24 protein-coding genes are annotated in these 23,405 nt (G+C 43.3%); 12 read left to right on the top strand and 12 right to left on the bottom strand.

Going from position 1 to position 23,405, the window contains the following annotated elements; genetic code table 11:
- Window positions 1-2 precede the first annotated feature (2 nt).
- The 4 genes from ACOQOA_RS09515 to ACOQOA_RS09500 form a co-directional block, all read right to left on the bottom strand.
- On the bottom strand, window positions 3-731 hold the full coding sequence (locus ACOQOA_RS09515) for a class I SAM-dependent methyltransferase (protein WP_420548408.1): 729 nt from the start codon (window positions 729-731) through the stop codon (window positions 3-5).
- A gap of 148 nt (window positions 732-879) precedes the next feature.
- The gene (dnaJ, locus tag ACOQOA_RS09510; RefSeq protein WP_420548407.1) at window positions 880-2,031 is read right to left on the bottom strand and encodes a molecular chaperone DnaJ; all 1,152 of its coding nucleotides are present in this window, start codon (window positions 2,029-2,031) and stop codon (window positions 880-882) included.
- A gap of 121 nt (window positions 2,032-2,152) precedes the next feature.
- A complete protein-coding gene (gene dnaK, locus ACOQOA_RS09505) occupies window positions 2,153-4,078 on the bottom strand; it encodes a molecular chaperone DnaK (RefSeq protein WP_420548406.1) in 1,926 nt (641 codons plus the stop codon).
- Window positions 4,079-4,350: 272 nt separating this feature from the next.
- The gene (locus tag ACOQOA_RS09500; RefSeq protein WP_420548405.1) at window positions 4,351-5,934 is read right to left on the bottom strand and encodes a diguanylate cyclase domain-containing protein; all 1,584 of its coding nucleotides are present in this window, start codon (window positions 5,932-5,934) and stop codon (window positions 4,351-4,353) included.
- A 125-nt stretch (window positions 5,935-6,059) separates the two neighbouring features.
- Here ACOQOA_RS09500 and nthA point away from each other — a divergent pair, with 125 nt between their 5' ends.
- The 4 genes from nthA to ACOQOA_RS09480 are packed head-to-tail and all read left to right on the top strand — an operon-like array spanning window position 6,060 to window position 9,129.
- On the top strand, window positions 6,060-6,692 hold the full coding sequence (gene nthA, locus ACOQOA_RS09495) for a nitrile hydratase subunit alpha (protein WP_420548404.1): 633 nt from the start codon (window positions 6,060-6,062) through the stop codon (window positions 6,690-6,692).
- Window position 6,693: 1 nt separating this feature from the next.
- Window positions 6,694-7,356 carry a nitrile hydratase subunit beta gene (gene nthB / locus ACOQOA_RS09490; RefSeq protein WP_420548403.1) on the top strand — a complete coding sequence of 221 codons (663 nt, stop codon included), beginning with the start codon at window positions 6,694-6,696 and terminating at the stop codon, window positions 7,354-7,356.
- Window positions 7,356-7,712 carry a nitrile hydratase accessory protein gene (locus tag ACOQOA_RS09485; protein WP_420548402.1) on the top strand — a complete coding sequence of 119 codons (357 nt, stop codon included), beginning with the start codon at window positions 7,356-7,358 and terminating at the stop codon, window positions 7,710-7,712. Before nthB ends, ACOQOA_RS09485 begins: the two co-directional genes overlap by 1 nt.
- A gap of 31 nt (window positions 7,713-7,743) precedes the next feature.
- Window positions 7,744-9,129, top strand: coding sequence for an amidase (locus tag ACOQOA_RS09480; protein WP_420548401.1), 1,386 nt, complete (start codon window positions 7,744-7,746; stop codon window positions 9,127-9,129).
- Here ACOQOA_RS09480 and ACOQOA_RS09475 read toward each other — a convergent pair.
- The gene (locus ACOQOA_RS09475) at window positions 9,121-10,308 is read right to left on the bottom strand and encodes a YbfB/YjiJ family MFS transporter (protein ID WP_420548400.1); all 1,188 of its coding nucleotides are present in this window, start codon (window positions 10,306-10,308) and stop codon (window positions 9,121-9,123) included. The genes ACOQOA_RS09480 and ACOQOA_RS09475 overlap by 9 nt on opposite strands.
- A gap of 100 nt (window positions 10,309-10,408) precedes the next feature.
- On the opposite strand from ACOQOA_RS09475, the gene ACOQOA_RS09470 reads away from it, so the two are divergent.
- The 5 genes from ACOQOA_RS09470 to ACOQOA_RS09450 all read left to right on the top strand — a co-directional run bounded on the left by ACOQOA_RS09470 (window position 10,409) and on the right by ACOQOA_RS09450 (window position 14,814).
- Window positions 10,409-11,245, top strand: a complete 837-nt coding sequence (locus ACOQOA_RS09470; protein ID WP_420548399.1) for a LysR family transcriptional regulator — start codon at window positions 10,409-10,411, stop codon at window positions 11,243-11,245.
- A gap of 85 nt (window positions 11,246-11,330) precedes the next feature.
- Entirely contained in the window at window positions 11,331-12,173 is an 843-nt protein-coding gene (locus tag ACOQOA_RS09465; protein ID WP_420548398.1) for a 5'-nucleotidase, lipoprotein e(P4) family, read from the top strand.
- Between the two features lie 221 nt (window positions 12,174-12,394).
- Window positions 12,395-13,813, top strand: coding sequence for a hypothetical protein (locus ACOQOA_RS09460; RefSeq protein ID WP_420548397.1), 1,419 nt, complete (start codon window positions 12,395-12,397; stop codon window positions 13,811-13,813).
- Window positions 13,797-14,294: a hypothetical protein gene (locus ACOQOA_RS09455; protein WP_420548396.1), complete on the top strand. Its 498-nt coding sequence runs from the start codon at window positions 13,797-13,799 to the stop codon at window positions 14,292-14,294. The genes ACOQOA_RS09460 and ACOQOA_RS09455 overlap by 17 nt, the downstream gene beginning before the upstream one ends.
- Window positions 14,287-14,814: a hypothetical protein gene (locus tag ACOQOA_RS09450; protein ID WP_420548395.1), complete on the top strand. Its 528-nt coding sequence runs from the start codon at window positions 14,287-14,289 to the stop codon at window positions 14,812-14,814. Before ACOQOA_RS09455 ends, ACOQOA_RS09450 begins: the two co-directional genes overlap by 8 nt.
- Window positions 14,815-14,821: 7 nt before the next feature.
- Here the strand turns inward: ACOQOA_RS09450 and ACOQOA_RS09445 are convergent, their stop codons facing one another.
- A complete protein-coding gene (locus tag ACOQOA_RS09445; RefSeq protein ID WP_420548394.1) occupies window positions 14,822-15,691 on the bottom strand; it encodes a LysR family transcriptional regulator in 870 nt (289 codons plus the stop codon).
- Window positions 15,692-15,790: 99 nt separating this feature from the next.
- Between ACOQOA_RS09445 and ACOQOA_RS09440 the strand changes: the two genes are divergently transcribed.
- Window positions 15,791-16,084 carry a DUF1330 domain-containing protein gene (locus tag ACOQOA_RS09440; protein ID WP_420548393.1) on the top strand — a complete coding sequence of 98 codons (294 nt, stop codon included), beginning with the start codon at window positions 15,791-15,793 and terminating at the stop codon, window positions 16,082-16,084.
- Between the two features lie 13 nt (window positions 16,085-16,097).
- Here ACOQOA_RS09440 and nikR read toward each other — a convergent pair whose 3' ends face one another.
- Window positions 16,098-16,505 (bottom strand): nickel-responsive transcriptional regulator NikR, encoded by a 408-nt coding sequence (gene nikR, locus ACOQOA_RS09435; RefSeq protein ID WP_420548392.1) that lies wholly within the window; start codon window positions 16,503-16,505, stop codon window positions 16,098-16,100.
- A 124-nt stretch (window positions 16,506-16,629) separates the two neighbouring features.
- Here nikR and ACOQOA_RS09430 point away from each other — a divergent pair, with 124 nt between their 5' ends.
- Complete coding sequence (locus tag ACOQOA_RS09430; RefSeq protein WP_420548391.1) at window positions 16,630-17,397, top strand: DUF4198 domain-containing protein; 768 nt, start codon at window positions 16,630-16,632, stop codon at window positions 17,395-17,397.
- A gap of 117 nt (window positions 17,398-17,514) precedes the next feature.
- On the opposite strand, the gene tdh is transcribed toward ACOQOA_RS09430, so the two are convergent.
- The 4 genes from tdh to ACOQOA_RS09410 form a co-directional block, all read right to left on the bottom strand.
- Window positions 17,515-18,543, bottom strand: coding sequence for an L-threonine 3-dehydrogenase (gene tdh / locus ACOQOA_RS09425; protein ID WP_420550099.1), 1,029 nt, complete (start codon window positions 18,541-18,543; stop codon window positions 17,515-17,517).
- An 8-nt stretch (window positions 18,544-18,551) separates the two neighbouring features.
- Complete coding sequence (locus ACOQOA_RS09420) at window positions 18,552-19,739, bottom strand: glycine C-acetyltransferase (protein WP_420548390.1); 1,188 nt, start codon at window positions 19,737-19,739, stop codon at window positions 18,552-18,554.
- 99 nt (window positions 19,740-19,838) lie between these two features.
- Window positions 19,839-20,411: a helix-turn-helix domain-containing protein gene (locus ACOQOA_RS09415; RefSeq protein ID WP_420548389.1), complete on the bottom strand. Its 573-nt coding sequence runs from the start codon at window positions 20,409-20,411 to the stop codon at window positions 19,839-19,841.
- A 75-nt stretch (window positions 20,412-20,486) separates the two neighbouring features.
- On the bottom strand, window positions 20,487-22,022 hold the full coding sequence (locus ACOQOA_RS09410) for a YifB family Mg chelatase-like AAA ATPase (protein WP_420548388.1): 1,536 nt from the start codon (window positions 22,020-22,022) through the stop codon (window positions 20,487-20,489).
- A gap of 168 nt (window positions 22,023-22,190) precedes the next feature.
- Between ACOQOA_RS09410 and ACOQOA_RS09405 the strand changes: the two genes are divergently transcribed.
- Window positions 22,191-23,159 carry a DMT family transporter gene (locus ACOQOA_RS09405; protein WP_420548387.1) on the top strand — a complete coding sequence of 323 codons (969 nt, stop codon included), beginning with the start codon at window positions 22,191-22,193 and terminating at the stop codon, window positions 23,157-23,159.
- Between the two features lie 4 nt (window positions 23,160-23,163).
- Here the strand turns inward: ACOQOA_RS09405 and ACOQOA_RS09400 are convergent, their stop codons facing one another.
- Window positions 23,164-23,394, bottom strand: a complete 231-nt coding sequence (locus tag ACOQOA_RS09400; RefSeq protein ID WP_420548386.1) for a DUF2798 domain-containing protein — start codon at window positions 23,392-23,394, stop codon at window positions 23,164-23,166.
- Window positions 23,395-23,405: the final 11 nt, after the last annotated feature.

Below are 23,405 nucleotides of genomic sequence, written 5' to 3'. Positions count from 1 at the left end.
TTCTATTCACGATGTAAGAATTTATAAGATAATCGTTTCTCGGTCTTGAAATCCAATATGTCCATTTGCAGCTTGTTATGTTTAGGATAATCGACAATTTCAATGGCTTCTGGAAAATTAAATTTCGTCACAAGTGTCAAATATTCTGCGACTTTTTTATTTTCAGGTTTTGTCAGGATGAAAGTTGGAAATGCATCATAGGTTAGTGCAACAAAATTCATATTGTTTTCAATGCAAAAATCATCAACCGCTTCTACGACACCAAACCCCATTTCTTGAGCTGCAATATGGTTGGCATAATCATGTCCCATTAAAATGCCATCATCTTTAAGTTTTGGCAGGAAATCTTCGAGATCTTTTTTTGCTCCTTCATAGGAATGCACAGCATCGACGTAGATCCAATCGAAATAGTTGTCTGGAAAATGTGAGACAGTCTCGTAAGAAAAATTACGATGGATTTCGACCTGTCCTGTATCCATTTGATTTTTGAACAGGGTGCGGGCGGCTTGATAACGTTTTTCACCTTCATCATTACTGACATTATTAAGGTCAGCTTGATAATCCTCTCTTTCCTGATACACCCAAGGATCAATAAGATGAAGCTTCGTAGGTTGTGTCTTTTCTAAAAGATGTTGTGAGAAAACACATTCAGCAACACCTATCTCGCAACCAATGCCTTCCTTGGGAATGAGTTCTAAGAAGGATTCGCGTTCATTTGGAAAAACTATCATTTTGTCTATCGATATTCAGTGAAAAGATGGATGAGAGTATCATGATTTGTTTAGCTGGCAAGAAATTGCAAAGGTAGATTTCATATGGAACATACAAAAAAAGCGCTTGCTGGGATGGCAAACGCTTTTTTGGCAGTTGGATTTGGGATTATTCAGTTAGATCATCCCAGAATTCTTTAACTTTGGAAAAGAAACCATCCGTTTCAGGTTGGTGCTGCTTGCTAGAGCCACCACTTTCCTTGCGGAATTCTTCCAGCAATTCTTTCTGACGCTTGGTCAAGTTTTGCGGGGTTTCCACCTTAGCTTCGATATACATATCACCCCGATTTTGCGATCTCAGGATACTCATCCCTTTACCACGCAAACGGAATTGTTGACCTGTTTGTGTGCCCGCCGGGATTTTTACTTTGGCACGACCACCATCAATGGTTGGGACCTCAATCTCAGCACCTAATGTGGCATCAGCCATAGAAATTGGCACTTCACAGAAGATATGTGCATCCTCACGTTGGAAGATACGATGTGGTGCGATGTTTAAGAAGATATATAAATCCCCTGATGGTGCCCCACGAAGGCCTGCTTCGCCTTCACCGCTTAAGCGAATGCGTGTGCCTTCATCAACCCCTTGAGGGATGTTTACAGAAAGATTTTTCTCCTTCTGTTGACGTCCACTTCCGTGACAAGAATGACATGGTTTGTCGATAACGCTTCCTTGGCCATTACAGCTGGGACATGTGCGCTCAACCGTGAAGAAGCCTTGTTGGGCGCGTACTTTACCATGACCATGACATGTACCACAGGTTTTAGGTTGGGCGCCATCTTCGCCACCGCTACCGTCACAGCTGTCACAAGCAACAGAGGTGGGTACATTGATTTCAATGGTGCGGCCGTGATAGGCGTCTTCCAAGCTGATTTCAAGATTGTAGCGTAAGTCGGATCCGCGGAAGCTTTGCTGTCCGCCGCCGCGACGGCCACCGCCACCCATGAAATCACCAAACATTTCTTCGAAGATATCGGTGAAACCACCAAAACCGGCGCCACCACCGAAGCCGCCACCGCCAAAACCGCCGCCTTGTTCAAAAGCAGCATGACCATACTGATCATAGGCAGAACGTTTCTGATCGTCTTTCAGGATTTCATAAGCTTCGTTCACTTCTTTGAACTTTGCTTCGGCTTCCTTGTCATCCGGATTACGGTCCGGATGGTATTTCATCGCCATTTTACGATAGGCAGATTTCAGTGAAGCCGCGTCTGCGCCGCGGTCAACACCAAGTGTTTCATAATAATCCTGCTTGCTCATGGCTTAAATTCCAGAATCTAAATTTAATTCGAACTTTGATGCGGAAAGGCCGGGTGCTGGAAATTAGAGTTATCCTGCATCCGGCCCATATCCGTTATCCTAGATCCATAAAGCGTGAGGCTTAGGATTTGTCTTTTTTGTTGTCGTCAACTTCTTCGAAGTCAGCATCAACAACATTTTCATCAGCCGCTGCATCGTCAGAAGCACCTGCCTCTGCACCACCTTCAGCACCAGCTTCCCCTTGGGATGCTTTATACATAGCTTCGCCAAGTTTCATGGAAGACTGCATCAAGGTTTCTGTTGCAGTTTTGATTGCTTCTGGCTCGTCACCTTCCATTGCTTCTTTCAATTTAGCAATGTCAGCTTCAATCGCAGATTTCTCTTCTTCAGAAACAGCGTCGCCATGTTCTTTCAGCGCGCTTTCTGTGCTGTGAACAAGACCGTCAGCTTGGTTACGTGCTTCAACAACTTCTTTAAGCTTCTTATCGCTATCCGCATTTGCTTCAGCGTCTTTAACCATTTGATCGATCTCATCATCGTTCAAACCACCAGAAGCCTGAATCTTGATTTGTTGTTCTTTGCCTGTGCCTTTGTCTTTCGCAGATACATGAACGATACCGTTGGCATCAATGTCGAAAGTCACTTCAATTTGTGGCACGCCGCGTGGTGCAGGTGGTAAGCCAACCAAGTCGAATTGGCCCAAGATTTTGTTGTCAGCCGCCATTTCACGTTCACCTTGGAAGACGCGAATTGTAACAGCAGATTGATTGTCTTCAGCTGTAGAGAAGACTTGGGATTTCTTGGTCGGAATTGTTGTGTTGCGATCGATCAAGCGTGTGAAGACACCGCCCAATGTTTCAATACCCAAAGATAATGGTGTCACATCCAACAACAATACGTCTTTTACGTCACCTTGTAATACACCGCCCTGAATAGCAGCACCGATAGCAACTACTTCGTCAGGGTTTACGCCACGATGAGCTTCTTTGCCGAAGAATTCCTCAACAATTTCACCAACTTTAGGCATACGTGTCATACCACCAACCATGATTACTTCATCAACTTCAGAAGCTTTCAAGCCAGCATCTTTCAAGGCAGCTTTACATGGTTCAATTGTGCGTTTTACAAGGTCAGAAACAAGAGACTCAAGCTTTGCGCGTGTCATCTTGATATTTAAATGTTTAGGACCAGAAGCATCAGCTGTGATGAATGGAAGATTCACATCTGTTTGTGTTGCAGAGGAAAGTTCAATTTTTGCTTTCTCAGCTGCTTCTTTCAAACGTTGCAATGCCATACGGTCTTCACGAAGATCAACACCGTTTTCTTTTTTGAATTCATCTGCCAAGTAGTCGATGATTGCTTGGTCAAAGTCTTCACCACCAAGGAATGTATCACCATTGGTTGCTTTTACTTCGAATACGCCATCGCCGATTTCAAGGATGGATACGTCAAATGTACCACCACCCAAGTCATAAACTGCGATGATGCCGGAACCTTTTTTCTCTAGGCCGTAAGCCAAAGCTGCAGCTGTTGGTTCGTTGATGATACGTAGAACCTCAAGACCAGCGATTTTACCAGCATCTTTTGTTGCTTGGCGTTGGCTGTCATTGAAATATGCAGGAACTGTAATCACTGCTTGGGAAACTTCTTCACCCAAATAAGATTCTGCTGTCTCTTTCATTTTTTGCAGAACCATAGCGGAAATTTGAGAAGGGGCATATTTGTCGCCGCGCGCTTCTACCCATGCATCGCCATTGTCAGCTTTAATGATTTTGAAAGGAGCATTTTTGCGATCTTTTTCTACTTCTGGATCCTCGAAGCGACGACCAACCAAACGCTTAATAGCATATAATGTGTTATCCGGGTTTGTTACTGCTTGGCGTTTCGCAGCATGACCAACAAGACGCTCGCCATCTTCGGCGAATGCGATCATGGATGGTGTTGTGCGTGCACCTTCAGCATTTTCGATAACTTTTGCAGAACCGCCGTCCATTACAGACAGACAGGAGTTTGTTGTACCTAAGTCGATACCAATTACTTTGCTCATGTAATCCTCACTTTGCAGCAGACTTCACATGCAGGCCCGAACCATCGGCACCCAACTCGGAAGTCCCTTGTTGTACATGTATGTTTTTGTTCGATGGGTATATAGGAAGGAAAATCGGTTCATGCAAGTATTTGCAGGCCAAAAACCGCCAATTTTTTGAAGTTTTTTATCTTAAATCCGATATTTTCCAATATTTCAGCTTCTATGTTTTTGGAAAATAAACCAACCGGATTGATATAACTAACTGCAAGAATGGGATATTGATGACAGGTTTAATCTTTAATTTCCATTTCTGAAGTAAAATAGCGCCATGGCTTGTTGTCAGGATCTTTACTGTTTTTCATAGCCTTAGAGGCATACATGGCAATATCCGCATATCGGATCATGGTGGTGGCATCTTCGGCATGGTCTGGGTAGATGGAAATGCCAATCGACGTTGAGATATTGATCGGTTTGTCTTGAATAAGGAAAGGACGTTCAAGTGTTGTGACAATTTTTTCGCATACAGCATCAATGGCCTGTAAATCTTCGTCCGGATTTAATTCCATGATCAGACCAAATTCATCACCACCAAGACGAGCCAAACTATCTGTTGCACGGGTGATAGATTTCAATCGTCTTGCCACACGAACCAGTAATTCGTCCCCCACTTGATGTCCCAAAGTGTCATTCACAGTTTTAAAGCCATTCAGGTCTAGGAAAAGAAGAGATACATGTGTGTTTTCTCGACGTCCACGTTCCAAAGCCGAAGCCATGCGATCTTCAAATAAGCGACGATTTGGTAAGTTCGTCAGATGGTCATTTAAAGCAAGCTCAAGGATACGATCTTGCATCTTGTTCACTTCATGGGCAATTAGACTGACTTCATCTTGGCCATCATCATTTAATCTAATCCTGTGATTTTCTTCTTGCCCGATATTCAGAATGGTTTTTGCCATGGCTTTTAAACGTGTCACGACAATGAAATCCAGACTTTTTAATAACCCAAAGAAAACCAATGCCATACCAGCGAGAATAACCGCCGCATTCCATAGAACCGCTAATTGAGCCTTACGGGTTATTTCCCTTTCAGAATAAACATTGATATTGACGATATAATCACTGTTCAGGCTACTGATATTAAAGAAACTGACGCGTTCATCCGTTTCGGTGAATTGTCCCCAACCATCTTTTGGTTTTAGATTTTTCAAGGTAGGTACATTTTTAGGAATAACCTTTACGGTGATCTTTGATCCAAATTCCACGTTGAAAGCATTGATGAATTCCGTATCTACAGCACGCATTACTGTTAAATAACCAATACGTTCCCCTAGGCTATTGCTTCTGAATATGGGACGTGTTGAGGCCATAAAGACACGGCTTTCCTTCACATATAAACCATATTTACCGGCCTTACTAAAAGGTTTGAAACTTTTATAGAAGGAAAGAATATCTTCATTTACAGGATGTGTCATACCAGTGTCTGAGTTAAATTCTTTGGCCCAGACAGCTTCTTCCTCCAGATTCATAAAGATCATGACATCAATATTATTGTTCCAGAAGGTGGCTTTGGTCAGATAAGACTTAATGTAGGATTCACGCTGCCAATCAAACATACCTTTCACAAAGCTATAGGTATCATTTGCGGAAGATAAATGAAGTGCAGATAAGTGCAGCGTTTCCAGCTTGTCAAAGAAACCAATACGGATACGATCCCGGTTCAGGTCTGCATCTTGTTGTTCGAGTTTTTGAAACTCTTCCCAGAAAAAAATATAGGAACTCACTGCTGAGATAGAAGTAACAACCAGAAGCATGACTGCGATCAGGATACTGATCTTGAATTTGATTGGTTTTTTTATCTCGTGCTGTTCCGTCATATGACTTGTTCAGATTGATCCTGTTTATTTTGTTCCTATATTATTGGATAGATGTTTAAATTAGGAAACAAAAAAAACGTAATTATCTTAATTATAACGAAAAATTTAGTATAAGGTGAGCGGGCATGGGGCAAAAAGAACATAAACATCATCACGGACATGACCATACGGAACCGCCAAAAGATCCGGCACTTCGGGTCAAGGCGTTAGAAAGCCTTTTGGTGGAAAAAGGACTGGTTGATCCAGCGACCATTGATGAAATTGTTGAGATTTATGAGACAAAAGTCGGGCCGCGAAACGGGGCTAAGGTGATCGCTAAGGCTTGGACTGATGCCGAATTTAAAGGTTGGTTATTGGACGATGCTACGGCTGCGATTGCGTCACTTGGTTATACAGGCCGTCAGGGTGAACATATGAAAATCGTTGAGAATACAGATGATATACATAATGTCGTCGTTTGTACTTTATGTTCCTGTTACCCTTGGACTGTGCTTGGTTTACCACCCGTTTGGTATAAATCTGCCCCATATCGGGCCCGTGTGGTGTCTGATCCGAAATCTGTATTGGCCGAATTTGGTACTGAATTACCTGCAGGTAAGAAAATCAAAGTTTGGGATTCCACATCCGAGATGCGTTTTCTGGTGATGCCTCAACGCCCAGCAGGAACAGATGGTTGGACCGAGGAACAATTGGAAGAGCTGATTTCCCGTAATAGCATGATTGGTGTGGAAGAAGCTTTAAATCCGGGGGAAGCATAAGATGAATGGCCCACATGATTTAGGTGGAATGCATGGGCTTGGACCCATCAATCCCGAAGCAGAAAAGGAAGAGCCGCTATTCCATGCAGAATGGGAAAAGCGCGCATTAGGCCTTACTTTAACGACTGGCTTTTTAGGACAATGGAATATCGATATTTCCCGCCATGCCAGAGAAAGACAGCACCCTGTAAAGTATCTATCCAACAGTTATTACGAAAACTGGATGGCGGGCGTGGAAAAATTACTGGTTGAAACAGGCCTTGCGACCCAAGAGGAAATAGAGACAGGTAAGATGCAACAACCTGTGCCTCAAGATATTCAGGATAAACGCGTTGGTCCTGAACAAGTCGCAGCCATTTTGGATAAGGGGGGTCCTTGTGACTTTCCCACCGATCAACCTCAAATCTTCCAAGTTGGCGATAGGGTTAGAGTTAAGATGATGAACCCGACGGGTCACACACGTGCCCCACGTTATGTACGTGGTCATGTGGGGGAGATTGTCGAATATTTCGGATCCTTTATCTATCCGGACGAAAATTCAACAGGTAATAAGGTGGCCGATCATCTTTATAATGTGCGATTTGATGGCAAGGATATCTGGGGTCCTGAAGGGGATGTGGATGTCCATGTGGATCTTTGGCAACCTTATCTGGAGAAAGTGTGATGAGTGACGCGCAGCAAAATATCTGTCTGAATATGCCGCTTTTGCCAAAGGATGAAGAAGGGCCAGTTTTTGCAGAACCTTGGCAGGCGCAGGCCTTTGCCATGGCGGTTAAGCTTTGCGAAGACGGCTATTTCACATGGCAGGAATGGGTTGAAGAATTCAGCCAGCAGATCAAAAAAGCCCAAGCGGCAGGGGACCCTGATTTAGGCGATACCTATTATCTTCATTGGATCAATTGTCTTGAGGAAATGGTGGCGTCCAAGAATATGGTGTCTTTGGGGGATATGCAGTCGCGTAAAGAACAATGGCGACAAGCTTATTTAGATACGCCTCATGGGGAACCTGTTTCTCTATAGGTTTATTCTATATTCAAGATTGTGTTGAACCATGTCCGAACTTTGCTTTCGATCTGCTGTTGAATTACGTCAGATGATCCAATCTGGTGAGTTGGGCGTTTCAGAACTGTTAGAAGCATTTATCTCTCAAATAGAAAAAGTGAACCCGATCTATAATGGCTTGGTCACGTTGAATTTTGAGGAAGCTAGACACAAGGCAAAACAGCTTGATAACCAATCTGACAAATCAGGATTACTCTTTGGATTACCGCTTGCCGTAAAGGATGTGTTTGAGACCAAAGGATTAAGATCCACGAAAGGCAGTCCTTTCTTTAAAGATTATATACCAAGCAAAGATGATCTTTTGGTGCGTCGTGAACGAGAAGCTGGCGCCTTAATTGTCGGAAAAAGCAATACACCGGATTGCGCATCCGGTGGCATTACCATCAATGAAATTTTTGGCCTGTCAAAAAATCCTTGGAATATTGATAAAACTTGCAGTGGAAGTGGCGGCGGTGGGGTTGTAGCCTTGGCGAGCGGCTGTGTGGCTTTGGCTGATGGTAGTGATATAGGTGGGTCGGTTCGATCCCCTGCCAGTTGGACAAATCTGGTCGGGTTTCGTCCTTCATCCGGGTGGATACCGGGGCCTGTCGGTTCTTTAGCAGATGGTGATACAAGTACAGCTGGTATTTTTGCCAGAACGGTTCAGGATGCAGCCCTATTTATGCAGGCAGTTGCAGGGCCTGATGTAAATTCTGCCATCTCTTATCCAAATGGGGAATTTTTTGATCATCAAAATCTTGCGAATTTACCCAAAGGCCTCACTATTTCATGGATGACGGATTTTGCAGGCTGGGATTTAAATCCTGAAATGGCGAATTTATTTGAAGATCACGCCAAGGTTTTTGAAGAAGCAGGTCTGTTGGTATCACGTGATACCATGTCGTTGGGCGTAGTTTATAGAAAGCTATATAAAGATTTTAATGCTTATGGCTATGTAAAGGGATTGCCTTCTTTGGTCTTGGACGCCGCATTAAAAGATCGATCCGTAAAACCATCTATTCAGGCAAATGTGGATGCTTATATGTTGATGTCTGCCAAAGAGATTTATGAAATGTTCAATGCGCGGGATCATTTAAGGGTCCAGATACAAAATTTCATGCAAAAACACGATGTGATTATTTCACCTGTCCATAATTGTTTAGCATATGGGGCGCTGGACTATGAAGGAGAAGGCCAATGTGACTGGTCAGCCCTTTATCTGGCCCCTTTGCTTGGTTTGCCATCTATCGTTTTACCATGTGGATTTACAAGTGATGGGATGCCACATGGTATTATGATTACAGGTCGCAAAGGCGAAGACCAGTTGGTTATGAAAATTGCATATGCCTTTGAAAAAGCCACAGGTTACGGGAAGAGGCTTCCAAAATTAGGCTAAAGCAGGTTGAAGTTTTTTCTTTTCAATAAGTTTCAGCCAGATGATTAAGATGCTTCCAAAAATCATCGCACCCGATGCCATGTAGAGGCCGAAATCATAACTGCCAAAACGAGTGGCAAAATAGCCGATAATTGCGGGCCCGATAATTTGTGCCAAGCCATAAGATAAGGTCATTTTCCCCATCATCTTGGCGGGTTTTGATGGATAATATAGTCCACCCATAGTCAGGACGATACATACAATCCCCAAGAATGAAAACCCGAATAGAAATGCTGAAATCAAAGCGCTGGGCACGGTCACAATAAGGGCTGGCAGGATGATAGAGGGCACTTGTATTAGATAAGCGATGAGCATGGCGCCCACATGACCGATGCTTCTGGAAATATAATCCCAAAGGATACAGGCAGGGGCTGCCCCCAAACCGATTAAGGCAAAGGCCCATGCCCCTTGTCCTTCCAGTCCCGGTAAATCATTGATGATGGACACAATAAATGTGGCACTAACCACATAACCAATCCCGGCGCAGAAATAAGCAACTGTCAGGATTTGAATGAATTGTTTGCCGGGTGGGTTGTCACGCAATTTCTTTTGGTGGTCTAAAGGCATAACTTTGGGTGGTCTTGGCATCCAAAGCCAAGCAGGGATGATCAGGATTAATCCTGCTGCGCCTAGCCAATACCACTGATCCTGCCAAGCAAGAGGTAAAAGATAAATTTCTGCCACGACGGACAGAAGGGCGATCCCAATGCCAATGCCACTGAAATGTATACCTAGTTCTCCGCGAAATCCATGGCGTAAAAGCCAGTTTAAGATTAAGCCAGAGGCCAGCAATAAGCCTGCCGCGCTGGTAAGGCCCGAAACAATTCGTAAAACAGCCCAAAGCCATATATTATCTGCCAACCCCATGCCAGCGGTGGTTAAAATTGCCAGAATGAGACCCCATCGATAAAGAGTGTCTTTGAGGCGTAAATTACTAATAGAGGCTGCGATCAACGCACCTGCCATATAACCGATATAATTCAAGGTTGCGAGCCATCCGCCCCAAGCATGGTCTAGGCTGGTTTGTTCCAACATGACAGGAAGCAGGGAGGTATATGAAAACCGGGCTATGGCCATAAGTAACACAAGGCTGCAAACGCCTGCGAAAAGCACTTTTAATCTTGTGTTGTTAGATGGCATAGAATTTCTCCGGTTATTCATTGAGGGTGACTATAGACCTCTCCATTGATCTTGAATAGTGAATTATATAGAATAATTTATTCCCTTATGGAGATTGATTATGGAATTGCAGGCATTAAAGACATTTCAAGCTGTGGTGGAAGAGGGCGGTGTGATCTCTGCCTCACGTAAATTGAACACGGTGCAATCCAATGTGACCTCTCGTATCAAACGGTTGGAAGAAGAACTTGGGGCTGAGCTTTTCTATCGTAAGGGGCGTGGTCTGGAGCTTGCGCCGCAAGGTAAAGTGCTATTGGAATATGCCAAACAATTGCTACATCTGGAAAAGCAAGCTGGCACCGCCGTGCGTGAAGCGGGTGAGAATGCCGGGGAATTACGTATAGGATCTATGGAAACCTTTGCTGCGTTAAAATTGCCTCATTCTATCAAACGATTGCGGGATGAATTTCCCCAACTTCATCTTTCTGTTCATACAGATACGTCTAATCCTCTAGCAGAGGCTGTATTAAATTATAAGTTGGATTGCGCCTTTGTATCTGGTGCCATCGATCATCCCGATTTAGTTGCTGAGGCAGTGCAGGAAGAAACTCTGGTGATATTGCATCAAAAAGGGACGGATATTACTTCCTTACCTTTAATCTTATTCAAAGAGGGATGTGCCTATCGGACCCGTGCACTGGACTGGCAGCGAGAACGAGGAGAAGCCTATGCTAGTAAGATGGAACTCGGTAGTTTGGATGGTATTTTAAGCTGCGTATCCATGGGGCTTGGCTATACGATTATACCTGCTTGGGTGATAGAAACATGCAGATTTAAAAAAGATCTGGAGATAGATTATCTGCCCGATCATATTGCCCAGATGACTACCCATTTAATCCGACATAAGAATACGACATCGTTAAAAGCGATCCAAGCCATGATAGATGTATATCGTTAGAGTAGTATTTTTCACTAGGCATTTTGTCATAAAAATGTAACATAATTGTTTCTTTACAAAAATGCATAAGAAACGGGGTTATATTATGAAAAAGTTATTGGCGACTTTGGTGGTATCCACAGCATTACTATCACCTGCGATGGCGGACGATCATGGACAAAGTGATTTGCTGGATGCGACACTTTGGACACAAACATCTGTCGAATATAAGGCAAATGCTATTGGCACTTATAAACTTGCATCCTTGATGCTGGATGTGGCGATCGCAGATAAAAGCTGGACCGCGGTCCCAGAAGAACAAACAGGTGATTTCAGTTCTAAACCGCCTGCGGTTATTCTGGATTTGGATGAAACTGTGATGGATAATTCCGCCTATCAAGCATGGTTAATCAAAGCAGGTAAAAGTTACAGTTCCAAAACATGGGCGCCTTTTGTGAATGCGGAAATTTCTGGCGCTATTCCTGGGTCTTTGGACTTCATCAAACTGGCAGAATCCCGTGGGGTGAAAATCTTCTATGTGTCAAATCGTAAAGCACCTTTGGAAGAAGCAACACGCAATAATCTAAAAGCGTTGGGATATCCGATTGATGAAAGCGAAGACACAGTGATCTTGCGTGGTGAAAAGGAAGAATGGAAATCTTCCAAGAAAAGCCCGCGTCGTGCATATGTGGCGGAAAATTATCGTGTGATTATGAATTTCGGCGATAACTTTGGTGATTTCACAGATGCGGCAAAAGGGTCTATGGCGGATCGTGAAGCGGCCATGGAAAAATTCGCACATATGTGGGGGACGAAATGGTTTATGTTTGCCAATCCAATGTATGGAACTTGGGAATCTGCTACTTTTGACCATAACTGGAAACTCCCCGCTGAAGAGCGCCGTCAAAAGAAACTGGATGCGATGACCTATTGGGAACCTGCTGAATAAGTTTTACGCTTAAAATTTGATAAAGAAAAGGGCGTCTTATCAGGCGTCCTTTTTTGATTCAATAACTCATAATATATAAATGATCACTTTATGTTCTTTTTTATTGACAATTGAAGTTTTGTTCCTATATTGATCTCGTTTTAAATTCGGATTTCTGTAATTTTATTAAGGAGCAAAATATGGGCGGTATCTCAGATGGTACGGATGCACAATCGTCACAAATGGATAAAAAATCAGGTGGAATGGGTGGTATACAGACCCTTAAGCCTACAAATTTGTTAGAAAACAATTTTGACGATGATGTGTCACAAGACACAGAGATAGATGGATATGATGAAAGTGTAGATACTTTTGCCCCTTTGGATATGGATCAAAAACCCTTGCTCAATACAGCTCTTTCTGTAAATAATGAAGAGAACAAAAAGAGATCAAATATGGTTGAGTTGAAAGATGAAGCTGAAGAAGGAGATTCTTTGTTTAAGGCACCAAAAGCCAAGCCAACTCTTGATAGGGCTGAATTTCAAGAACGTCCACAATCCTTCAAAAAGGCACCCATAAAACGACCTGTTGCGAAATTTGCGCCTATTCAGCTGACCAAAGAAGTTCATCAAGGCCAGACAGGTCCTATGTCAAAGCCAACGGCAAGCCAGTTTCACCCACAAATTAGTGAGGCGGCAAAGCAGGAAAATGAAAGTCTGAAAAATACCTTGGTCACGAAGTCATCGGAAATGACCGGGTTGCCAGACTTATTTCATCAGATGATGCAGGATGATCCCAATGGGGGAGAAGCCGTTTTAAATGATTTGAATAAAAGAGTTTATCGGGCCGACCCGGAAATTGCCCATAAATTAAGCGGTATTACAGGGCCGATCCTGCAAAAATATGCGGATGTGTTGAAAAAGAATGCAGATTCAAAGGTTCGATATGATCTGGAAGGGCCAAACATATCTCAAATTCCTTACGATACCCAAAAGCGTGAAAAAAAGCCTTTGACCCTTTCATATAAAGAGAAGGGACAGAAAAAACTTTTAGAAATCCCGATCGAACCAGGCGAGACAATTTTGGAGAATAGTGAAAATTATGGGAAAATGCATATAGCGCTTAATAATAAGGAAGGGGCGATAAAATCCAAATGGTTTAAAGCAGCAGAAGATGTAACATCTGGGAATGCCTTAGGGCTTGTAAGCGAAAAGGAATTGTTTCCATATTTTTTACAACATATTCCTTCTAGCATGACTGATGCCGAGAGAACTTATTTACAGTTTGTGCATCATGAATTGGCAAAAATTAACTATCAAAACTTCCTAGACTTGTATCATGGTAAAGAAATCAAGGGATTAGAGGGTTTGCGTGGACGAGATCTCGATCATGCGCTTGTTGTTTTAGAGCAAGAGAACGTGGAGAAGTTAACTGACAAATATTTTGAAGAATATCCTAAGCTAGATAGAAGTGGAATTTTAATTGGTATTAATGACGATAATAACTTAGATGGGCCTTTAGAGAGAATAATTGCTGATAGAGATGTATTGGCTGCAATGGAGAAAGAGTTCCCAAAAGGTGATTATAATTTTCAACTTTTGAACCATAGAGTTCGTTTGGGACAAGCAATGGTGGATAATTTATATGATACAGATAATTAAGATAAAATTACCAAATTATATAAAATTCTTATTATTGGAATGGGGTATCGAGTTTGTTTTACTTTATATTCTGATGTTTAGCTCGGCTGTACTGCTTGTCGGTTTACCTGGTAAATTCAGCGATTATCCAGTCAGCGATTATCTAGTCGTTGCTTTATTATTAATACCTTTTTTCCTTACCAGAATATTATTTCTACAAATTCCCATCAGTCTTTTTTTGAGGATGAGATATGCGAAACGTAATTCTTATCGTCTAAAAAATGCGTTGTTAATTATATCTATTACATATGCTATTTCCTATAGTATTTTGATTGGGTTTGTTGCTCTAACAGATATAAATGAGGTTAAAAGATTCATCCCAATTTCTGCGCAGCCTTTTGTTGCAGCTATTCTTGCGCCGATATTTATTTATCGTTGGAAAGGCGACCTTTTTGAGATGGCTTGGGCGAATTCTCGTAAGATGAGGAGGCAGAATGCGTAAGTTGGTATTGCCAAAGTATCTGAAACTACTGTTTCTGGAATGGGGTATTGAGTTTGTTTGTTTTTATATCTTTCAATTCATTATCTTAACTACTTACCTAATGGCGGAGGGTATTTTAGAGGGGTGGTCGATGGTTGATTCACCGATTGACTTGTCTTCTCAAGCCTTTATAGGCATCGCATATTGCATGACTATAGTGTTTAGATTGATTTTCTTGCAAATTCCCTCAAGTATTTTCCTAAGAGCAAGATACGCGTCTGCAAGATTACAACGAAGCTATATGGATGATTATCGTATCAGAACGACCTTAATCATCATTCTTATCACCTATGCTATTTGCTATGGTGTGTGTATGGCGTTCTTTCTACTTACTTTGGAAGGTGGATTAGTGAAAGCTCTGCTTTATCTTGTTGGCCCTTCGTTTGTTTCAACCATCATGGCGCCGATGATCCTTTACCGTTGGAAAGGTGATCTTTTTGAGATGGCTTGGGCGAAACGCCATTTAAAAGAGATAGAATAAACGCGTTCTAAGTCATTCCCATAAATATATTCTTTTTCTTGATTAACGCAGGGCCAACGAAATCCATAAAGGCTTTGATTTTAGGGGTTTTGCGTAAATCCGGATGGGTTAACAACCATAGATCAGAGTAATCTTCCAAATCTGTTTTGGATAATCGGATCAGGTTTGGAGTGTTTTCTCCAATAATGCAGGGAATACGACCAACGCCCATACCATTTTCAATGGCACTTAAGGCGGCCACCATATCATCGAATTTGGCAATGATTTCTGCATTGGGGTAATGGGTTTTTATTTGGGGCAATACTTTATCCCCATACCAGATAAAATTCACCAGCTTTAAAGGGGCTTCGGGATTTCGGTTTTTCAGATAATCTGATGATCCATAAAAGCCTCGCTTCTGGCTAAGTAATTTACGCCCCCATAGACTGTTTTCAGGTTTGTCTGTGCCGCAGATGGTTACATCGGCTTCTCGTCTGTGAATATTGGCTTCATTTGTGGCAATGATTTGAAGGTCTATTTGCGGGTATTTCTCTTTGAATTCAGCAAGAATATCCAGCAATGAAAATTTGAGGATCAATTGGGGCACTGCCAGTTTCAAGGGGCCGGATAGATCATCTGTTTGCGCCGTCAATTCCAAATCAATGGCATGATAATGTTGTTCCATCTGTTGGGCGGCTTCAATCACTTTCAAACCTGTTGAGGTTGGTTTCATACCATCTGAAAAGCGATCAAACAGACGTAGAGATTTTCGCGCTTCAAAAGCCGTCAGGCGACGGGAAACGGTGGCATGGTTGACGCCAAGATCGCGTGCTGCGGCGCTTAACCCACCACTGCGATAAATAGCCAATATAAATTTTAAATCATCCCAATCTTTCATATTGACATTTTTGCACATTAGATTTGCAATTATCAATAATTTTCGCACGGATTAATCATACCTATCTTTGCAAGGAATTCATCAAAGAAAGGAAATGGAATGTCTATTTATTGTCTGGCCTTTGGCCGTAATCTGAATCAGGAAGCTTTGGCTAAATATCGGGAAAAAGCCCCTATTCCATTAAAAAAGCATCATGGAAAATTATTAGTCTCCACACCAAAGGTAGAAGTGCTGGAAGGCCAACCTGAAACCTATGAGGCCTCAGTTATTCTTGAATTTCCAACTTTGGAAGATGCCAGAAACTGGCGGCAAGATCCTGACCTGCAATCTATCCATGCCTTACGGGTCGGCTCAGGTGACTGGACTGTACAAATCCTGACGCCACCACAATAAAGCAGGCTGAAAATCAAATTGGTTTAATGGGCACCAAATGCAGGTGCCCATTTTTGACACCTGTCTGGGATGTGATTTGATCTGCGAGGGATCGAACTTCGGATGTTTTGCCACGTAGAACAGTTGCCTCAAAGCAATTATTTTCATCCACATGAAGATGTAAGGTCGCCGTTGGGATACTATGGTGATGATGCTGTGTTTCAACAAGTTTGGAGGAAAGCATCCGTTCTTTATGGTCATAAACGTAACTGACACAGCCTAGGCATTCTTCATCTTGGGGGTCCATCTGATCGGAATGAGATAAGAGATGTCGGATCGCATCCCGGAAACCTTCAGATCGATTGGTGTAACCTTTTTCCTGAATATAGAGATCGAACTTCTCCAACAGGTCATCATCCAACGAAATCGTAATTCTTTCCATTTTTCTTCTCTCCCGATTACCGTAATTTTTTCATAATTTTCATATAATTATCATACAACTGGATTGACAAGTATAAACGAGTATGATTTTTACAAAAAAAGTATGAACTTTAGGATTTAAGATTATGAAGAATATCGCGTCAATTGCATTTGGTTTGGCTTTTTCCCTTGTGAGTTATTCTGCGTCTGCGCATTTTGTAGAGATTACAGCGGATAAAAATGTTCTTGGTGGTGACAATGGAAAAGAAGTGTCCCTTGAAATGACCTTCACACATCCATTTGAAAATGGACCTCTTATGAAGATGGAACGCCCTAAATCTTTTGGGGTGATGCATAAGGGTCAGAAAACAGACCTTTTATCACAACTTGATCAGGTATCTGGTTTTGAAAATTTGAAATGGCATGCAAGCCAAAAGTTAAAGCGTATGGGTGATTACACTTTTTATGTAGAGCCAGTACCTTATTTTGAGCCTGCTGAAAGTAAATTTATCGTCCATTATACAAAGACAGTTGTGACAAATGGTGGCGGGGATGCTTGGGATGAATTGGTTGGATTGCCTGTTGAAATTCAGCCGCTAAGCCGCCCTTACGGCCTTTGGACCAATAATGCGTTCCGTGGCATTGTCTTACAAGATGGCAAGCCAGTGCCTTTTGCTGAAATTGAAGTAGAACATAAAAATGAAGATAATCTCAAAGCGCCAAATGACAGCTTTATCACGCAGGTGATTAAAGCAGATGCCAATGGGGTGTTTTCCTATAACATGCCAAAAGCTGGCTGGTGGGGATTTGCAGCCTTGATCGAAGATGGCGAAACATTAAAGGCTGAAGATGGCAAAGATTATGTCATCGAAAAAGGGGCGTTAATCTGGGTCAAAGCAGAAGATATGAAATAATTGCCCTTTATATATTCACTCTGAAAATTGTCTAGCATCAGAGTATATTAAGGCAGAAGCACTATCTCGAATGTATATTCATATATTCAGGAATGATGCTTCTGCCTTCTTTTATGTCTAAGTCCAATCAAGAATGACTTTGCCTGAATATCCGGATTTCATCGTGGTGAAACCCTCCTTGAAATCATTCACGTTTAACCGATGGGTGATGACACGGCTGACATCCAGACCGTTTTGCAACATAGCAATCATTTTATACCAGGTTTCAAACATCTCACGACCATAAACGCCTTTGATGGTGATGGCCTTAAATACGATACGTGACCAATCAACCGGGGATTCCCCGGGGGGAATGCCTAATAGGGCAATTTTGCCGCCCATCACTAACACGTCCACCATCTGATCAAGCGCCTTTTGATTGCCTGACATTTCAAGGCCCACATCAAAACCTTCCTTCAGGCCAAGTTCCGTCATTACATCTTTCAGATCTTCTTCTGCCACATTGACAGTCCTGACAGATGGGACAACATGTTGCGCCAATTCCAGTCGATGTGGATTGATATCTGTGATGGCAACATTTCTGGCACCTGCATGTCGTGCCACAGCTGCCGCCATAATACCAATTGGACCTGCACCGGTAATCAATACATCTTCCCCAAGGAGATCGAAGCTTAAAGCGGTATGTACTGCATTTCCCAGTGGATCAAGGATGGCACCAATATCGTCAGGAATATCATCTGGCAGAGGAATAACATTAAAGGCGGGGATTTTTAGATATTCTGCAAAGGCACCTTGTTCATTCACCCCGATACCGCGTGTGCCGGGATCAAGATGGAATTTGCCGGAACGGCTTTGACGGCTGTCAGTGCCAATCAGATGACCTTCACCGGAACATCTTTGGCCTATTTCCAAACCTGTTACATCTGATCCTAATTCCACGATCTCACCTGCAAATTCATGTCCGGTAATCATCGGATAGGGGACGGTATCTGCGGCCCAGGAATCCCAGTTCCAGATATGGATATCTGTGCCGCAAATCGCGGTTTTATGGATGCGAATTAAAACTTCATGCGGTTCAATAACTGGTATTGGCGCCTCAATCATCCATAGGCCTTCTTCCGGCTTGGATTTCTCAAGGGCTTTCATTCTATGGCTCATGATATGATCCCCAATTCTTTACCAACCTTACCAAAAGCGGTTAGGGCGGTATCCAGATCATCTTTTGTTAGGGCGGCATTCATCTGTGTTCTGATACGTGCTTTGCCATGTGGCACCACCGGAAAGAAGAAGCCGGTTACATAAACGCCTTCTTCAAATAATTTATTCGCCATTTGTTGGGACAGTTTTGCATCACCCAACATTACCGGGACGATTGGATGATCTCCATCAAGCAATTCAAAGCCAAGTTCGGTTAACCCTTGTCGCCAGTATGATGTATTGTCAAATAGTCGCTGACGAAGCGCTGATCCATTTTCAATTAATTTGATCGCTTCCAATCCCGCAGCCACGATTGATGGGGGCAGGGAGTTTGAAAATAAATAAGGGCGCGCCCGTTGTCTCAATAGATCTATAACAGGTTGCGGGCCTGCAATATATCCACCAATGCCGCCGCCTAAAGCTTTGCCCAAGGTACCTGTTACAATATCTACATTCACGCCGAAATGATCTGCGGTTCCCGCCCCACGAGGGCCCATAAAACCTGTGGAATGACAATCATCCACCATCAAAACAGCTTCATATTGATCCGCAAGTTTTCTGATGGCAGGCAGGTTTGCCAGATAGCCATCCATGGAGAAAACGCCATCGGTTGCGATCATAATATGACGTGCACCGTCTTGGCGTGCTTGTCTCAATTTATCTTCCAGATCGGCCATATCATTATTGGCATAACGATATCTCTTGGCTTTACATAATCGGATACCATCGATGATGGAGGCATGGTTTAAAGAGTCTGAGACAATGGCATCTTCCGGTCCAAGTAAGGGTTCAAATAAACCGCCATTTGCGTCAAAACATGCAGCGAAAAGAATGGAGTCATCTTGGTTCAGGAATTTCGCAAGCTTTTGTTCCAATTCACGATGGATATCCTGTGTACCACAAATAAATCGAACTGACGCCATACCAAACCCCTTTGGGTTCATCGCATCTTTTGCAGCTTTGATGAGATCAGGATGATCTGCCAAGCCCAGATAGTTATTGGCACATAAGTTAATAACCTGTTTGTCGCCAACGGTAATTTGACCGGATTGGGACGATGTTATCTGTCTTTCGGTTTTATAAAGCCCGTCTTTTTCGATCTGAATAAGTGTGTCTTCAATATGTGTATAGAACGTGTTTGTCATGCTGATCTCCCATCTCGAAATCAACATCTAACATAGCGGATAAAAATCCGCAATAAAAGAAATACAATATAACGGATAAAATTCTTGTTTGGTGGAATTTTAAGTGCCGGCGTCTTTCACGATCAGAAAAATTCGTGCGGGACCATTAATCGCAGATATTGAATGAGCCACATCACCCGCATATCTGGCTGTGTCACCTTGACTTAATTCTGAGGTGGCAGAACCGGATGTAACTTGAATGGATCCTTCCAAGACGGTCAGATGTTCTTTTGCTCCTTGCACATGGGGATGACTTTCAAGACTGCCGTCAGCTTCAAACCGGATATCATAGACTTCATGGCCCCCGGCGGCTTCGGGTGGGGATAAAATCCGAATGCGACAGGAATTACCCATATTATCAATGCTGGGTGTTTCGGAATTCTTTAAAACTTCGATGCTATCGGATTGTTTGTTTTCAGCCAGCAAGCCCGCAAAATCTATTTGCAGGGCTTGAGTTAAATTCCACAATGTTGAGATGGTAGGGCTACTTTCCCCACGCTCAATCTGACTGAGCATGGAACGTGAAACCCCACTTAAATTCGCAACAGCTTCCAGTGAAAGCCCCTTGTCACGTCTTGCTTCCTTCAATCGGGCTGGCAAGCGTGTTAATGTTGTGTCTGTATTTTCCGTCATAACGGAAAACTACAATGCCACCATGGAAAAAGCCATATGTAAAAATTCGATTTCGTTAAAGAATAATCTGGCTTGTTACTGTCGAAGTTGAGGACGGCGATATCCAATGGCTTCGGCGATATGATGTTTTTGCACATGATCCTCAGCTTGAAGATCGGCCAAGGTGCGCGCCACGCGTAAGATACGATGATAACCGCGGGCCGATAGTTTCATTTGATTGGCAGCTTCGACCAATAATTTGCGACCTGTTTCATCTGGTGCTGCGATTTCTTCTAATACTTGCCCGTCGATTTCAGCATTGCAGCGCCAGTTTTGATCAGGGGCCAGTTTTTCAAGGCGTTTGATTTGTATTTTGCGTGCGGCTAAGACACGTGTTGCAACGTCAACGCTACTTTCTTTTGGGGGTGGTAAAACTAGATCCGCAGCACTCACCGCGGGGACGTCGATATGAATATCAATACGATCGAAAAGGGGCCCGGATATTTTGGCTTGATAATCTCCGCCGCATTTTGGGGCACGGCTGCAAGCCATATCGATATCGGCCAGATGACCGCATCGACAAGGATTCATCGCTGCAATCAATTGAACACGGGCGGGATAAGTAATATGCGCATTAACACGGGCAACCACGGCACGGCTGCTTTCAAGGGGTTGGCGTAAGGCTTCTAAGGCACCACGGGCGAATTCAGGTAACTCATCCAAAAAGAGGACGCCATTATGGGCGAGACTGATTTCACCGGGCTTTGCTTTTTGTCCGCCGCCAATCAATGCAGGCACCGATGTTGAATGATGTGGGTCGCGAAAAGGGCGGGTTAAACTCATAAAACCTGTGTCATTGTCATTTTGGGCAATTTGACCTGCCACAGATCGTATCATGGATAATTCCAAAGCTTCACGACTGTCTAGCGGCGGTAAGATACTTGGCAATCGAGACGCAAGCATGGATTTACCGGCGCCGGGCGGGCCGGTCATTAACATATTATGTCCACCTGCAGCCGCTATTTCTAACGCCCGCTTGGCGGTTTCTTGCCCTTTGATATCTATGAGATCAGGCAACGTGGTTGTTTCGTGATTTTGAACTGCTTTCGGGCGGGTGAGTAATTGTCCGGATTTGAAATGATTGATGAGTTCCATCAAATGACGAGGTGCCAAGATTTCCATATCACCTGCCCATGCGGCTTCACCACCATTAGCAGCTGGACAGATTAAACCTTTCTCCGCCGCATTGGCGGAAATCGCTGTGGGCAACACACCTGAAACAGCGGCTAATCCGCCATCAAGCCCCAATTCTCCCATCACAATATATTGGTCTAATTCTTCCAAGGGCAGGATTTCCATAGAGGCCAATAAACCCAACGCGATGGGCAGGTCATAATGGCTGCCCTCTTTTTGCAGATCGGCAGGAGATAAATTTACAGTGATCCTTTTGGCGGGCAGAGATAATCCTAGTGCCGTCAGTGCCGAACGTACACGTTCTCTTGCTTCGGATACGGCTTTATCGGCTAGTCCAACAATGGAAAAAGCTGGCAGGCCTGAAGATAATTGAACTTGTACATCGACATCAACTGTCTCAATACCTTGAAAAGCCACGGTTCGGATATGGGCAACCATAGAATATCCCCCTCATAAAATCTGTCCTGTAGATGCAATGAATGGATTAGGGGAAAATTTGAAGGTGCGGCGCGAAGAGGAAGTATCCTGTCGTAAATATTCAGGTCTTAAATGACGATCAAGCGCAACATCTTTTCTGATAAGATTTCAGGATTGGACAGAAGATAAATGTCGGATACAGCGTTAAAACAGAATGTGGATGATACTACATCACAAGGTATTTTATATCTGGTTTTAGGGTTGATCGTATTTTCCGTCCAAGATGTGATTATGAAATTCTTTAGTGATCAGATCGCCTTACAAGAAGTGATCTTCCTGCGCGGTGTGGTCACGTTGATGATCATTTCCCCGATTATGTTTTATCTACAAGGTAGAAGTGCTTTTGTATCGAAACAGCCGGTCTGGGCATTTTTACGTGGGTTTGCAGGTTTTCTGTGTTTTTCCTTATTTTCAATGGCATTAGCGGTTTTGCCATTGGCGGATGCCATGCCGCTTTATTATACAAGTCCGCTTTTTGTGGTGGCATTATCCATTCCATTCCTTGGCGAAAAAGTAGGTCTCCGAAGTTGGTTGGCGATTTTTGTCGGGTTTGGCGGAGTAATATTGGTCGCACAGCCCGGATCAAGTGGTATTGAGCCTGCGATGATCCTTGCGCTTTTATCTGCGGTGGCTTACAGCGCGCAAAGCCTGCTTGCTCGTAAGCTGGGATCAACGGAATCTGCCTTGGGTATGACTTTTTATTCGCAACTGGCTTTTATTGCTTTAAGTGGGATTGTCGGCTTGACTTTGGGCAGCGGTTGGATGGATGAAATTTCCCATCCTAGTGCGCAATATCTCTTGCGTGCCTGGTCTGTACCGACCTTAACGCAGATAGGATTGATCATTGCGCTGGGTTTTATTTCGGCGGCTGGTTTCTTCTGTATCAGTCAAGCTTACCGTTTGGGGCGTGCCAATGCGGTCGCGCCTTTTGAATATAGTTCTCTTCCTTTTGCAGTGCTTTGGGGGTGGCTCTTCTGGGGCGCCATTCCAACTTCAACAACAGTGATGGGCAGTTTGCTAATTGTGGCCAGTGGCCTTTATATTTTGCATCGCGAAGTGGTGCGGCGCCGTCAGGAGAAACAGAAGAATATCGCCTGAATTTCTATGCATCCTGCATCATAAGCCTAGATACCAGTTTGTCTGTGAGAGGGACAATAAACAGGCTCATGGGAAAGGCAATGAGCATGGAAACAAACCAAGAGAATGGCCATTTCTCCATAACGACTGTCCAGGTTATATTTTCCATCACCAAAAAAGCGAATGACATAGCCCCGGACATCAGCAGGGACATGATAAAGGAAAACACATAAAAACGATATTTGTTGGGGATCATGTTTATATCTC

The organism is Curvivirga sp. (assembly GCF_965219885.1).
In the GTDB taxonomy this organism is placed as follows: Bacteria; Pseudomonadota; Alphaproteobacteria; order UBA8366; family Aestuariispiraceae; genus Curvivirga.
Note: the sequence above shows the minus strand (reverse complement) of the source record. Positions and strands in the feature narration are given on the sequence as shown.